General features: G+C 61.7%; 11 protein-coding genes. 7 read left to right on the top strand and 4 right to left on the bottom strand.

What is annotated here, in order from left to right:
* Nucleotide 1: 1 nt before the first annotated feature.
* The 5 genes from ACIO0C_RS01215 (at nt 2) to ACIO0C_RS01235 (ending at nt 5,509) form a co-directional block, all read left to right on the top strand.
* On the top strand, nt 2-865 hold the full coding sequence (locus ACIO0C_RS01215; RefSeq protein ID WP_401306809.1) for a LysR family transcriptional regulator: 864 nt from the start codon (nt 2-4) through the stop codon (nt 863-865).
* A 143-nt stretch (nt 866-1,008) separates the two neighbouring features.
* On the top strand, nt 1,009-2,085 hold the full coding sequence (locus ACIO0C_RS01220; RefSeq protein ID WP_401306812.1) for a putative 2-aminoethylphosphonate ABC transporter ATP-binding protein: 1,077 nt from the start codon (nt 1,009-1,011) through the stop codon (nt 2,083-2,085).
* Nucleotides 2,085-3,809: a putative 2-aminoethylphosphonate ABC transporter permease subunit gene (locus ACIO0C_RS01225; protein ID WP_401306815.1), complete on the top strand. Its 1,725-nt coding sequence runs from the start codon at nt 2,085-2,087 to the stop codon at nt 3,807-3,809. Before ACIO0C_RS01220 ends, ACIO0C_RS01225 begins: the two co-directional genes overlap by 1 nt.
* Nucleotides 3,810-3,842: 33 nt before the next feature.
* Nucleotides 3,843-4,868 carry a putative 2-aminoethylphosphonate ABC transporter substrate-binding protein gene (locus tag ACIO0C_RS01230; protein WP_401306818.1) on the top strand — a complete coding sequence of 342 codons (1,026 nt, stop codon included), beginning with the start codon at nt 3,843-3,845 and terminating at the stop codon, nt 4,866-4,868.
* 83 nt (nt 4,869-4,951) lie between these two features.
* Complete coding sequence (locus ACIO0C_RS01235) at nt 4,952-5,509, top strand: phosphonate degradation HD-domain oxygenase (protein ID WP_401306820.1); 558 nt, start codon at nt 4,952-4,954, stop codon at nt 5,507-5,509.
* A gap of 43 nt (nt 5,510-5,552) precedes the next feature.
* Here the strand turns inward: ACIO0C_RS01235 and ACIO0C_RS01240 are convergent, their stop codons facing one another.
* Together ACIO0C_RS01240 and ACIO0C_RS01245 are read right to left on the bottom strand one after the other, a co-directional pair.
* Nucleotides 5,553-6,929, bottom strand: a complete 1,377-nt coding sequence (locus tag ACIO0C_RS01240) for a GTPase/DUF3482 domain-containing protein (protein WP_401306823.1) — start codon at nt 6,927-6,929, stop codon at nt 5,553-5,555.
* Entirely contained in the window at nt 6,922-8,292 is a 1,371-nt protein-coding gene (locus ACIO0C_RS01245; protein WP_401306825.1) for a DUF2868 domain-containing protein, read from the bottom strand. The genes ACIO0C_RS01240 and ACIO0C_RS01245 overlap by 8 nt, the downstream gene beginning before the upstream one ends.
* 85 nt (nt 8,293-8,377) lie before the next feature.
* Between ACIO0C_RS01245 and ACIO0C_RS01250 the strand changes: the two genes are divergently transcribed.
* Nucleotides 8,378-8,890 (top strand): dihydrofolate reductase, encoded by a 513-nt coding sequence (locus ACIO0C_RS01250; protein ID WP_401306828.1) that lies wholly within the window; start codon nt 8,378-8,380, stop codon nt 8,888-8,890.
* Nucleotides 8,891-9,005: 115 nt separating this feature from the next.
* On the opposite strand, the gene ACIO0C_RS01255 is transcribed toward ACIO0C_RS01250, so the two are convergent.
* The gene (locus ACIO0C_RS01255; protein WP_401306831.1) at nt 9,006-10,397 is read right to left on the bottom strand and encodes an L-cystine transporter; all 1,392 of its coding nucleotides are present in this window, start codon (nt 10,395-10,397) and stop codon (nt 9,006-9,008) included.
* A 240-nt stretch (nt 10,398-10,637) separates the two neighbouring features.
* On the opposite strand from ACIO0C_RS01255, the gene ACIO0C_RS01260 reads away from it, so the two are divergent.
* Entirely contained in the window at nt 10,638-11,693 is a 1,056-nt protein-coding gene (locus ACIO0C_RS01260) for a haloacid dehalogenase-like hydrolase (protein ID WP_401306834.1), read from the top strand.
* A gap of 353 nt (nt 11,694-12,046) precedes the next feature.
* Here ACIO0C_RS01260 and ilvD read toward each other — a convergent pair whose 3' ends face one another.
* Complete coding sequence (ilvD, locus tag ACIO0C_RS01265) at nt 12,047-13,888, bottom strand: dihydroxy-acid dehydratase (RefSeq protein WP_180202277.1); 1,842 nt, start codon at nt 13,886-13,888, stop codon at nt 12,047-12,049.
* Between the last annotated feature and the right edge of the window lie 225 nt (nt 13,889-14,113).

Raw genomic sequence — 14,113 nt, forward strand, 5'->3', positions numbered from 1 at the left:
TGTGCTGAGTGCCGAGCTGAAGGCGTTTTACATGGTTGCCCGCCTGGGCAGCATCACCCTGGCAGCGAAAAAGCTCGGCTTGAGCCAACCCACGGTGACCACCCAGATTCGCAATCTGGAAAGCCAGTACTCGGTTGAGTTGTTCTATCGTGGTGGCCGCCGCCTGAGCGTCAGCGATGAGGGGGCGCGGCTGTTGCCGATGGTCAAGGCACTGCTGCAGCAGGAAGCCGAAATCGAATTTTTCCTGCGCAACAGCGGGCAGGTCCAGGGCACGTTGCGCATCGCCGCCACGGCGCCGTATTACATTCTCGATCTGGTGAAGACGTTTCGCGAGCGTTTGCCGCAGGTGGAAGTGTCGGTGGAAATCGGCAACTCCCAGCAGGTGCTCGAAGCACTGGAGGAATACCGCGTGGATGTCGCGGCGTCCTCGCAGTTGCTGGAGGATGCGCGGCTGATTCGGCGGGTGCTTGGCAGCGATCCGCTGGTGCTGGCGGTGCATCGCAATCATCCGCTGGCCGTGCACGATCACGTGCCGCTCAGCGCGTTGGCCGGACATACCTTGTTGATGCGCGAGCCAGGCTCGACCACTCGACGGTTGACTGAAGAGTTGCTCGCCAGCGCCGGTGTGAGTTTCGGGCCGCTGCTGGAGATTGGCAGCCGCGAATCGATTCGTGAGGCGGTGCTGCGCAACATCGGCATCAGCATCATTGCCCGCCAGGAAGTGCCCCACGATCCGCAATTGCGCGTGCTGACCATCGAAAATGCGCCGCAGATTCCGGAGTACCTGTACTGCCTCAAAGAGCGAAAAAACGCACGATTGCCGGCGGCGTTTTTGGGGTTGGCGCAGGAAATGTCTCCTGCGTAATGATCGTTCCCACGCGGAGCGTGGGAACGATCGCCATCCAACCCAAATCCTCGAATACCACTATCGGCGGTTTTTGCCTTACTGCCACATGACGGACGCATTGCAACCCTAGGATGGCCCCATCTGCTAGATGAGGCCCGTCCATGAACAACTCGATCGCAACTGCCCTGACCAACCCCGGCGCACCGATGAAGGTGCGCGGCGTACAGAAGCGCTTTGGCGCGTTTACCGCGCTGGATAACGTTTCCCTCGACGTGGCGGCCGGTGAACTGGTGTGCCTGTTGGGTCCGTCGGGCTGCGGCAAGACCACCTTGCTGCGTTGCATCGCCGGGCTGGAGAAGCAGGACAGCGGCGAGCTGTTTCTGGGAGATCGCGACGTTTCCCACTTGGCGCCCCAAGCGCGGGACTACGGCATTCTGTTTCAGTCCTACGCACTGTTTCCCAATCTCACCGTCGAAGCGAATATTGCCTACGGCCTGGCCGGCAGTGGTCGCGACCAGGTGCGTCAGCGTGTCGGTCAGATGCTGGAGCTGGTGGGCCTGAGCGGCAGTGAGAAAAAGTACCCGGGCCAGCTGTCCGGTGGGCAGCAGCAGCGCGTGGCGCTGGCTCGCGCCTTGGCCCCGGCGCCTTCCTTGTTGCTGCTGGACGAACCGATGTCGGCACTCGATGCCCGCGTGCGCGAGCACCTGTGCACCGAACTGCGCCAGCTGCAACGCAGCCTGGGCATCACCACGCTGATGGTCACCCACAATCAGGACGAGGCCATGCTGATGGCCGACCGTATCGCCGTGATGAACAGCGGCCAGGTCGAGCAGTACGCCACGCCGCAGGACATCTACAACCGTCCGGCCACGCCGTTCGTGGCTGAGTTCGTCGGCCAGGGCAATTGGTTGCCCTTCAGCCGCAACAGCGACAGCCACGCCCAGGTCGGCGGAATGAACCTGCGCCTGGCCGACGGCAGTGCCAAAAACGCCTCGGGCCGTTTGTTCTGCCGCCCGGAAGCGATCAACGTCAATCCGCCGGTACATGAAGAAAACCTGTTCCCGGCCAAGGTTCGCGAAATCACCTTCCTCGGTAACCGCTGCCGGATGAGCTTCGAGCTCGACCAGTTACCTGGCCACGCATTGTTGGCCGAGCTGGCACCGGAAGCCATGCCGCGTCTTGGCGCGCAGCAGATCATGGTGGCCTTGCCGCCACAGAGCCTGCAGGTGTTTGCCTGATGAATGCGAACATCGCTGTGGCGCTGCCGCACAAGCCGGTGCGGCAGATGTCCCGCGCCGAACTCGGCGACCGGTTGTTCGTGGTCGCAGGTAAAGTCCTCTTGCTGGTGCTGCTTGGCGTCGCGGTACTGATGCCGCTGCTGGCCATCTTCTGGCGCGGCTTCAGTTCCGAAGCCGGGCAGGGCGGTGGTTGGGTTGCAGCCAGGGAACTGGTAACCAGTGCCAATTTCCACTGGTTGCTGGGTAACAGCCTCAAGGTTTCCCTTAGCGTCGCGGCCATTGTCGTACCGCTGGCCTACCTGTTTGCCTACGCCCTGCAACGCACATTGATTCCGGGCAAAGGCATCTGGCGTGGCATTTCTCTGCTGCCACTGATGGCGCCGTCGATGCTGCCCGGCATTGCCCTGGTTTATCTGTTCGGCAACCAGGGCATGTTGCGTGGGCTGCTCTCGGACAATATCTACGGCTTCTGGGGCATTGTGCTGGGTGAAGTCATCTACACCTTCCCACACGCCTTGATGATTTTGCTGTCAGCCCTGTCCCTGGCGGATGCGCGCTTGTTCGATGCCGCCTCCAGCATGGGCGCCAGTCCGGCAAAAGCCTTTCGCAGCATCACCTGGCCGGCGACCCGTCAGGCGGTGTTCGCTGCGTTCTGCCTGGTTTTCACCCTGACCATCACTGACTTCGGCGTACCTGTTGTGGTCGGTGGCGACTATCAAGTGCTGGCGCTGGAAGCCTACAAAGCGGTGGTCGGCCAGCAGCAGTTCGGTCGCGGCGCGTTGATCGGTATGGTGCTGTTGCTGCCGGCGCTGTTCAGCTTCGGGGTCGATGCCTGGTTGCGTCGGCGTCATGGCGACGCCATGAGCGGTCGGGCACAAGTCTTCAAACCGGCGCCCTCGAAACTGCGCGACGGATGCTGCCTGGCGATTGTGCTGCTGATCTGCGCCGCGTTGCTAATGGTGTTCGGCATGGCGGTGTTCTCGTCGCTGGTGAAGTTCTGGCCGTATAACCTGTCGCTGTCGCTCAACCACTACCAGTTCAACGACACCGCGGGTGGTGGCTGGCTGGCCTACGGCAACAGCGTGAAGATGGCGTTGTGCACGGCGCTGATCGGCAGCCTGTCGATCTTCACCGGTGCGTACCTGATGGAGAAAACCCGAGGCCAGCGCGGGTTGAACCTGGCCCTGCGCATGCTCAGCTTCGTACCGATGGCGGTGCCGGGCCTGGTGCTGGGCCTGGGTTACGTTTTCTTCTTCAACCTCACCGGCAACCCGCTGCATGTGCTCTACGGGACCATGACCCTGCTGGTGGTCTGCACCATTGCGCATTATCTGACCACCGCGCAGATGACCGCCACCACCGCGCTGCGCCAACTCGATGCCGAGTTCGAAGCGGCCGCGCTGTCACTCAAGGCGCCGCTGTACCGCCATTACCTGCGGGTCACCGTGCCGATTTGCCTGCCGGCACTGCTGGACATCGTGCGCTACCTGTTCGTCTCGGCCATGACCACCGTCTCGGCGGCGATCTTCCTCTACAGCCCCGACACCATCCTCGCGGCGGTCGCAGTGCTGAACATGGACGACGCTGGCAACGTCGGCGGTGCGGCGGCGATGTCGACCCTGATTCTGTTCACCTCGGCGGGCGTGTCCTTGCTGCTGGCCTGGGCCTCGCGCGGTTTGCTGCGCCGCTCGCAAGCCTGGCGGCAGACCGCGCCTGGTCACTGATTCACCCTCTCAACTCAACTACAGGAAAAGATCATGTTCAAGCCCCTGGCCCTGGCCGCTGCTGTCCTCACCGCTTTCAGCCTGAACGCCTTTGCGGCGAAAACCGAGTTGACGGTGTACACCGCCCTCGAAGCCGAACAACTCAAGACTTACAAGCAAGCGTTCGAAAAGGCCAACCCGGACGTCGAGATCAAATGGGTGCGTGACTCCACCGGGATCATTACCGCCAAGCTGCTCGCAGAAAAAGACCGTCCACAGGCAGACGCCGTATGGGGCCTGGCCGCTTCGAGCCTGGCGATCCTCGACCAGCAAGGCATGCTGCAAAGCTATGCGCCGAAAGACCTCGGCAAGATCGGCGGCAACTACCGCGATGCCGCCAACCCGCCAGCCTGGGTCGGCATGGATGTTTGGGCCGCGACCATTTGCTTCAACACCGTCGAAGCCGAAAAGCAGGGCCTGAGCAAGCCCGTGAGCTGGCAAGACCTGACCAAGCCCGAGTACAAAGGCAAGATCGTCATGCCCAACCCGGCGTCGTCCGGCACCGGTTTCCTCGACGTCAGCGCCTGGCTGCAAACCTTCGGCGAGAAACAGGGTTGGGCGTACATGGACGGGCTGCACCAGAACATCGGCCAGTACGTTCACTCCGGTTCCAAGCCCTGCAAACTGGCGGCGGCCGGTGAGTTCCCGATCGGCATTTCCTTTGAATACCCGGCTGTCCAGCTCAAGCGCCAGGGCGCGCCGCTGGACATCATCCTGCCGAAGGAAGGCCTGGGCTGGGAAATCGAAGCCACCGCCGTGATCAAGGGCACACCACATGAAGATGCCGCGAAGAAACTCGCGGACTTCTCGGCCAGCCCCGAGGCGATGGAGCTTTATAAAGAGAACTTCGCCGTACTCGCACAGCCTGGTATCGCCAAGCCGCAGACCGAGTTGCCAGCTGACTATGAACAGCGTTTGATCAAGAATGACTTTGCCTGGGCGTCGAAGAATCGCGATGATATTTTGAGCGAGTGGCGCAAGCGGTATGACGGTAAGTCGGAGAAAGTGGCGGCCAAATAAGGCCTTTGCAGTCTGAAAGGGCTCCTTCGCGGGCAAGTCGGTCTACAATTGAGCACTCATCTCACTTCATCGCGAGACTTCTGATGAGCCCCAACGAACAAGCAGTCGCCAAGGTTTTCGCGTTATACGAGCGCTTCGGCGATGCCGACTACATCGGCGAACCGGTATCGCAGATCGAGCACATGTCCCAGGCCGCACAGTGCGCGATGGTCGAGGGCTTCGATGACGAAGTGGTGCTTGCCGCTTTTTTCCATGACATCGGGCACATCTGCGCCGAGGGCGCCGAGAACATGGGCGGCTTTGGCGTGGTCAGCCATGAACGGTTGGGCGCCGATTACCTGCGCAGCGTCGGTTTCAGCGAGCGCATGGCACGGCTGGTGGAGTATCACGTTCAGGCCAAACGCTATCTGACCCTCAAGGAGCCTGGGTATTACGAGCGCTTGAGCGAAGCCAGTCGGCGGACGCTGGAGTATCAGGGCGGCGTGATGACCGAAGCTGAGGCTGAAGCCTTCGAACAGGACCCGTTGTGCGCGGTCAGTTTGCGCATGCGCCAGTGGGATGAGCTGGCCAAGGAGATGCATGTGCCGGTCATTGATCTCGGTATCTTGAAGGAAAAAGCAGTGCGTCTGCTGGCTGCATAAAAACTGCTGGACCGAGGTGCGGCCTTCGCGAGCAGGCTCGCTCCTACAGTTGCTGCGCCAGCTCTTCGATTTGCTCCTGGCGCTCTGCCTGATTCAACTTTGCATGCGCATTGAGCGACGACCACTGCGGATGCGCCCGTGCCTTGTTCAGCGCTTCCGGCAGTTTGCCCTCGCGCCAGGTCTTGTCCTGGGGCGTGGCAACCTGGATGCTGTCCATCGCCGCATGCCCACGGGCATCCAGCGCTTGCAGCAGTTGCCGTTGGCGCAGCGCCAACAGCCGCAGCACGTTGTCATCGACCGTCAGCTCACGCTGGCCCTTGATCTTGCCCAGCAACCGACCGCCGTAACTGCGCACGGTTTGCAGGGCGCCGCCGGCAATCGCACCGGCCAGTGCCGCTGCACCGAGTGTTATGCCGCCGACCAGCAAGTCGACTCCGGCGCCGGCTGCCGCACCGGCCGCGATCCCGCCGCCGACCCGCACGCCCAGTTGCTTGAGGATTTCCGGGTTGAACAAGTCATCGCCCCAGCGACCATCGAGCAGCGGTAAGTCGCTGGCCGCCGCGTCCTGTGGGCGGAAGGCATAGAGCTTGAGCAGGGCTTCGACGCAGCGTTGTTCGCGCTGGCGAACGGCTTTGCGCAGTTCGTCGATGGCTTGCTGTTCCTGTTCGGCCTCGCTGACCACGCTGCGTCGGCAGGCGGCGCAATCGATCAACAACTCGGCGATCAAGCGCGCCGCACTTTGCTGACGCGCCAGGCGTTGCGCCTGTTGATCGGCAATCAACCGCTCAAGCTGTGGACGGGCATGTTCCAGCAGCAGCGCGAGGCTTTCATAGAGCCGGCGTTCGCCATCCTCCGGCGGTGCGACGCTGTCAAAGCGCACCAACGCATGCAAACCCAGGCGCGCCAATGCTTCACGCCATGCCGGCTCACGGTGGTTGCTGCTGCTGACAAAATTCAGCACCGGCAGCAGCGGTTTACCACAACTGGCCAGCACTTCCAGCTCATCGCGATACTTGGCGAGGACCGGTTCCCGGGCGTCGATCACATAGAGCCCGGCGTCCGACGCCAGCAACTGGCGCAGGACCTTGGCTTCCTGTTCGAAGCGCTGCCGGGCTTCGCTGCCCTCAAGAAAACGCGCCAGTCGTGCCGGGCCGTCCAGTCGCTCGCCGGGACGCTCCAGGCGTTCGAGGTAATCGAGCAGGGCGATGGCGTCTTCCAGGCCGGGCGTGTCGTAGAGATCAAGCAAAGGTTCGCCGTTCACCGACAACCGCGCGCCTTCGACATGCCGCGTGGTGCTGGGGCGGTGGGACACTTCGCCGAAACCGACATCGCGAGTCAGGGTGCGCAGCAATGAGGTTTTGCCGACATTGGTGTGGCCGACAACCGCGAGTTTCAGAGGCTGCTTCCTGGTGTCAGTCATGGCCCGTCTCCAGCCAGTTCATCGGTGCGCAATCGGCGAACGGCAGCTCAAGCTGTTGCAGCGCCATGTGCCAATCGCCGAGGCGTTCGGCGTCCAGCGCTTTACCGGGTGGCGCTTGCAGCAACCAGATGCGGCTGGCGTTGGCGCTGCGGGCCAGTTCGGCAATCAGCGCCAGGCTGCCGCGATCCGGCGAGCGCCGTGGATCGCAAGCGATCGCCAGGCGCGCAGGAGGGAAGCGGCTCAGTTGTTCGAGGAGTTTGTGCCGCGATTCGCGGCTGTCGAGGATGCCGGCATTGCTCACGCTCTTGGGCAGTTGCGGCGGCCACGGTCGGTCGTCGTCCAGTTCGATGGCGACCAACAGTGCGCCATCGCTTTGCTGTTCATTGACGCCGCTTTGCACGCGGTGAAGTTGGGCCGGCGCGGCATCGCTGACCCCCAGGCGTTCACTGGTGGGCATCAGCCGTTCGCGCAGTTGCGCGTAACCGGGCAGTTTCAGGTCGAGCTGCAAGGTCTTCCGGCCGGCCTTCCAGCGCCACAAACAAAACACCGCCAGTACCAGGCGCGGCACCACGCCGTAAACCAGCAACACGCCTACCAGCCATGCCGCCCAGGTCTGGCGGGCGCTTTCGATGTTCAATGCGGCGTCGCCACTGGCACGGATCATCTCCTCGGTCGGCACGCTGAAGCCGAGCAGGGCTGGCAGTGCGCCGAGGGCTTGGGTCGCGGCGATAAAAGTGTTGGCGCTGAGGATCGTGGTTTCCCAGACGAAGCCGTAGCGCCGGGTCGCCATCAACGTCAGCAGAATCACCAGTGCACTGAGCATCGCCAGCAACCACAGGCTGTTGACCAGCACGCCTATCGCCCAGCGACTGAGTTTCTGGCGTTGGAGCAACAGCAGCAGGGCCGGCGCCAGTTGCGCGGCCTTGGCATCCCGGGCGAGTTTTTCGCTCAGCCACAACCACAAGCGCCCCAGGCTGGCGCCGTGTTCGCCGGCAAGCACCAGGCCCATGGCCCAGCTCAGCAGCAGGATCAGATTGAGCCCGAGCAGACTGCCCAGGGCCCAGAATACATTCACCGGGTGCAGGCCATCGCCCATGGCTGCAAAGGCCAGGCCCGCGCCACTGACCACGGCCAGCACCGCCAATACGATCAGCGCCAGTCGCGCGCCCTGCAGCCAGTGTTTGAGTGCCTCGCTCAAGCCATCGCGTTCGGCCAGCCACAGGGCGCGGCGTTGTATGCGTGCCGGCAGATCGCCGCCGGCGCTGCGGGCCAGCCGATTGGCTTCCAGATCTTCCAGGGGGCCGGCATGTTCTTCGCGCAGGCGGATGGTTTCTGTCAGCCAGAGATTATTCAGTTCAGTCACGCGGCATCCCGTCGCTTAATTGAACTGTGAGCATAACCGCTGCGGCGCTTATCGGGGAAAGCGCGGCTCTGGTATCCTCGCCAGCATGACTAAATCACTCCCCCTCAGCCTGATCGCAGCCCTCGGTGAAAACCGCGTGATCGGCATCGACAACAGCATGCCCTGGCACCTGCCGGGGGACTTCAAATACTTCAAGGCCACCACCCTGGGCAAGCCGATCATCATGGGGCGCAAGACCTGGGATTCCCTTGGTCGTCCATTACCGGGTCGCTTGAACATCGTGGTCAGCCGTCAGGCGGATCTGGTGCTCGAAGGCGCGGAGGTTTATCCGTCGCTGGAAACGGCCGTGGCGCGCGCCGAAGAATGGGCGAAAGAGCAGGGCGTCGATGAGCTGATGTTGATCGGCGGGGCGCAGTTGTATGCGCAGGGATTGGCCCAGGCTGACCGGTTGTATCTGACCCGTGTGGCGCTGAGCCCGGAAGGGGATGCGTGGTTTCCGGAGTTTGATTCGGGGCAGTGGAAGCTGGTGTCCAACATCGAAAACCCGGCTGTGGATGACAAGCCGGCATACAACTTCGAAGTTTGGGAAAAAGCCTAAGAGCATCGCTGGCAAGCCAGCTCCCACAATGACCAAGGTGAACTACAAATTGTGTGAACACCTGCAATCGCTGTGGGAGCTGGCTTGCCAGCGATAGCGGTTTACCTGGCGCCGCTTATGTGTGAGCCAACGCCGAGTGCTCATCCGCATCCAACAATTCTTTATCCGTCTGCTGCATCACCTGGCTGGTAATCGCCCCGGCCGTGATCGAACCACTGACGTTCAACGCCGTGCGCCCCATATCAATCAGCGGCTCGACCGAAATCAGCAACGCCACCAGTGACACCGGCAAGCCCATCGCCGGCAACACGATCAACGCGGCAAACGTCGCGCCCCCGCCAACGCCAGCCACACCCGCCGAACTCAAGGTCACAATCGCCACCAGCGTCGCGATCCACAGCGGGTCCAGCGGGTTGATGCCAACGGTTGGGGCCACCATCACCGCCAACATCGCCGGATACAGGCCGGCGCAGCCGTTCTGGCCGATGGTCGCGCCGAACGAGGCGGCGAAACTGGCGATGGACTGCGGAATGCCCAGGCGGCTTGTCTGCGCTTCGATGCTCAACGGGATCGTTGCTGCGCTCGAACGACTGGTGAAAGCAAACGTCAGCACCGGCCAGATCTTGCGAAAGAACCGCAGCGGGTTGATCCCGGTGGCCGACACCAACACGCCATGAACCACAAACATCAGGCCCAGGCCGAGGTAGGACACCACCACGAAACTGCCGAGCTTGATGATGTCCTGCAGGTTGGAGCCGGCGACCACTTTGGTCATCAACGCCAGTACGCCGTAGGGGGTCAGCTTCATCACCAGGCGCACCAGGCGCATCACCCACGCTTGCAGGGTGTCGATGGCGTTGATCACTTTCTGACCTTTTTCCACGTCATCCTTCAGCAGCTGCAGCGCCGCAACCCCGAGGAGCGCCGCAAAGATCACCACGCTGATGATCGACGTCGGTTTGGCCCGCGCCAGGTCGGCGATCGGGTTTTGCGGGATGAACGACAGCAGCAACTGCGGCACATTCAGGTCGGCGACCTTGCCTGCATAGTCGCTCTGGATGGTCTGCAGGCGCGCCATTTCCTGGGTGCCGGCCACCAGGCCCTCGGCGGTCAGGCCGAACAGGTTGGTCAGGCCAATGCCGATCAATGCCGCGATGGCGGTGGTGAACAGCAGCGTGCCAATGGTCAGGAAGCTGATCTTGCCCAGCGACGAGGCGTTGTGCAGACGGGCCACGGCGCTGAGGATCGAGGCGAATACCAAGGGGATCACGATCATTTGCAGCAACTGCACGTAACCGTTGCCCACCAGATCGAACCAGCCGATCGAGGCTTTGAGCACCGGGTTACCGGCACCGTAGACAGTGTGCAGCGCCACACCGAACGCCACGCCCAGCACCAGTGCGAGCAGGACTTTTTTCGCCAGGCTGAAAGTGGTGTGGCGGGTTTGTGCGAGACCAAAAAGTAACGCGAGGAACACCAGCAGATTGAGAATCAGCGGCAGATTCATGAGTACTCCGAAGTGACTTGTGCCAGCCACCTTCCGGGGCAGCTGCGAACCGGCAAGCCTAACAGCTTGATTTCCAATGAATTAATATCAAAAACGTCTGGTAACTGTCGTTTTTGGAATAAGCGGATGTCGCTCTCGGCGATGCAGCTGGCGCGATAGCTACGTTGGCGGTCGCTGACAGACGAGGACTGTCACACTTATTTGTTAGCGTCGATCTCTTTCACTCAGGGAGAAACGCAGATGAAGTTCGCACCGAAATTTCTGGTCGCCGCACTTTGCCTGGGCCTCGCCGGCCAGGTACTCGCCACGGATCTGAAACACTGGCCAGCCGATCAGGCCAAGGCGTTGGACGCGATGATTGCCGCCAACGCCAACAAAGGTAACTACGCGGTGTTCGACATGGACAACACCAGTTACCGCTACGACCTCGAAGAGTCGTTGCTGCCATTCATGGAAAACAAGGGCCTGATCACCCGCGACAAGCTCGACCCCTCCCTGAAACTGATGCCGTTCAAGGACACCGCCGAACACAAGGAAAGCCTGTTCAGTTACTACTATCGCCTCTGCGAGCTCGACGACATGGTTTGTTATCCATGGGTCGCCCAGGTGTTTTCCGGCTTCACGCTCCAGGAACTCAAGGGCTACGTCGATGAGATGATGGCCTCCGGCAAGCCGGTGCCAGCCACCTATTACGAAGGCGACGTGGTCAAGAAACTCGACGTCAACCCACCGAAAATCTTCACCGGCCAGCAAGAGCTCTACAACAAGCTGATGGAGAACGGCATCGAGGTCTATGTCATGACCGCCGCCTCGGAAGAACTGGTGCGCATGGTCGCGGCCGATCCGAAGTACGGCTACAACGTCAAACCGCAGAACGTGATCGGCGTGTCGATGTTGCTCAAGGACCCCAAGACCGGTGAACTGACCACCGCGCGCAAACAGATCACCGCCGGCAAATATGACGAGAAGGCCAACCTCGGACTCGAACTGACCCCGTATCTGTGGACCCCGGCGACCTGGATGGCCGGCAAGCAGGCGGCGATCCTGACCTACATCGACGAGTGGAAAAAACCGGTGCTCGTCGGCGGCGATACCCCGACCAGCGACGGTTACATGCTGTTCCACGGCGTCGACGTGGCCAAGGGCGGCATCCACCTGTGGGTCAACCGCAAGGACAAGTACATGACCCAGATCCAGGGCATGATGGCCAAGAACGCCGCAGCCCAGGCCAAGGAAGGGTTGCCGGTGACGGCGGACAAGAACTGGGTGGTCGTCACACCGCAAGAGATTCAGTAAGACCGCGGTGCTCCAATCGCGGGCAAGCCCGCTCCCACAAAGGTCTTGGGTCAAACACCAATTGTGTGACACCCGACGATCCCTGTGGGAGCGGGCTTGCCCGCGATGGGGACAGCCAAAACAATGAAAGCCACTGATTGATCCAACCCGCAGTAATAACGCGGTGCCGAGTTGATCGTTCCCACGCTCTGCGTGGGAATGCAGCCCGTGACGCTCCGCGTCACTGGACGCAGAGCGTCCCTTGAGGCATTACCACGCAGAGCGTGGGAACGATCAGCCGTAATTGGCTGATAATTGATCCCAAAAAAATACCCCGCACTTGGCGGGGCATATTTTGTTCAAACGCTTAAGCCTTACAGCCCATCAAGCATCGCCTTGTTACGCACAGCACCTTTGTCGGCACTGGTCGCCAGCAGCGCGTAGGCCTTCAGTGCAGTAGTCACTTTACGAGGACGCACTTCCACCGGTTTCCAGCCTTTCTTGTCCTGCTCGACCCGGCGTGCCGCCAGTTCTTCATCGCTGACCAACAGGTTGATCGAGCGGTTCGGAATGTCGATCAGCACTTTGTCGCCGTCCTGCACCAGGCCAATCGCGCCACCGGCAGCCGCTTCAGGCGAAGCGTGGCCGATGGACAGGCCCGAGGTGCCGCCGGAGAAACGGCCGTCGGTGAGCAGGGCGCAGGCTTTGCCCAGGCCTTTGGATTTCAGGTACGAAGTCGGGTAGAGCATTTCCTGCATGCCCGGGCCGCCTTTCGGGCCTTCGTAGCGAATGATGACGATGTCGCCTTCTTTCACTTCGTCGGCGAGGATGCCGCGCACGGCGCTGTCCTGGCTTTCGAAGATCTTCGCGTTGCCTTCGAACACGTGGATCGACTCATCGACGCCAGCGGTTTTCACCACGCAGCCGTCCAGGGCGATGTTGCCGTACAGCACGGCCAGGCCGCCTTCTTGCGAGTAGGCGTGCTCGACGCTGCGGATGCAGCCGTTTTCACGGTCGTCGTCCAGGGTTTCCCAACGGGTCGACTGGCTGAACGCGGTTTGCGTCGGGATGCCTGCAGGACCTGCCTTGAAGAAGTGATGCACCGCTTCGTCGTTGGTCTGGGTGATGTCCCACTTGGCAATGGCTTCTTCCATGCTGCGGCTGTGCACGGTCGGCAGCTGGGTGTGCAGCAGGCCGCCACGGGCCAGCGAGCCGAGGATGCTGAAGATCCCGCCGGCACGGTGCACGTCTTCCATGTGGTACTTCTGGATGTTCGGCGCGACCTTGCACAGTTGCGGCACGTGACGGGACAGACGGTCGATGTCGCGCAAGTCGAAATCGATCTCGGCTTCCTGGGCGGCAGCCAGCAAGTGCAGGATGGTGTTGGTGGAACCGCCCATGGCGATGTCCAGGGTCATGGCGTTTTCGAATGCCTGGAAGTTGGCGATGTTGCGCGGCAACACCGAGTCATCGTTCTCGCCGTAGTAACGCTTGCACAGCTCGACGATGGTGCGGCCGGCCTGCAGGAACAGCTGCTCGCGGTCGCTGTGGGTGGCCAGGGTCGAACCGTTGCCCGGCAATGCCAGGCCCAGGGCCTCGACCAGGCAGTTCATCGAGTTGGCGGTGAACATGCCGGAGCACGAACCGCAGGTCGGGCAGGCGCTACGCTCGTACTCGGCAACCTTCTCGTCAGAAGCGCTGGAGTCGGCGGCGATCACCATGGCGTCGACCAGGTCGAGACCGTGGCTGGCCAGTTTGGTCTTGCCGGCTTCCATCGGGCCGCCGGAGACGAAGATCACCGGGATGTTCAGGCGCAGGGAGGCCATCAACATGCCAGGGGTGATCTTGTCGCAGTTGGAGATGCAGACGATCGCGTCGGCGCAGTGGGCATTGACCATGTACTCGACGGAGTCGGCGATGATCTCGCGGCTCGGCAGCGAATAGAGCATGCCGTCATGGCCCATGGCGATGCCGTCATCGACGGCAATGGTGTTGAATTCTTTTGCCACGCCGCCAGCGCGTTCGATTTCGCGGGCAACCAGTTGGCCCAGGTCCTTGAGGTGGACGTGGCCCGGTACGAACTGGGTGAAGGAGTTGGCAATGGCGATGATCGGCTTTTTGAAGTCGTCATCTTTCATCCCCGTTGCGCGCCACAGTGCGCGGGCGCCGGCCATGTTGCGGCCATGGGTGGATGTTTTCGAGCGGTAATCAGGCATGAAGCACTCCGGGCGGCTAATCAGGTATCAAAAGGGAAGTGAGCTTCTATTGACGTCTGGAACACTCAGAAATGGCCGGGTGTCCGGAAGTTGCCGATAACTTTGCGGGATCGCCGCGCGCTTCAGCTTGAGCTCATAAACCCGCCGGGGATGACTGGCGATGAATGTTCGCGATTCTACACGGCTGGCGGCTGGAGGGAATGCCTGTACGCGTGGCGGCAGCAT

Origin of the sequence: Pseudomonas sp. NPDC087336 (assembly GCF_044744285.1) — a bacterium.
Taxonomy (GTDB): domain Bacteria; phylum Pseudomonadota; class Gammaproteobacteria; order Pseudomonadales; family Pseudomonadaceae; genus Aquipseudomonas.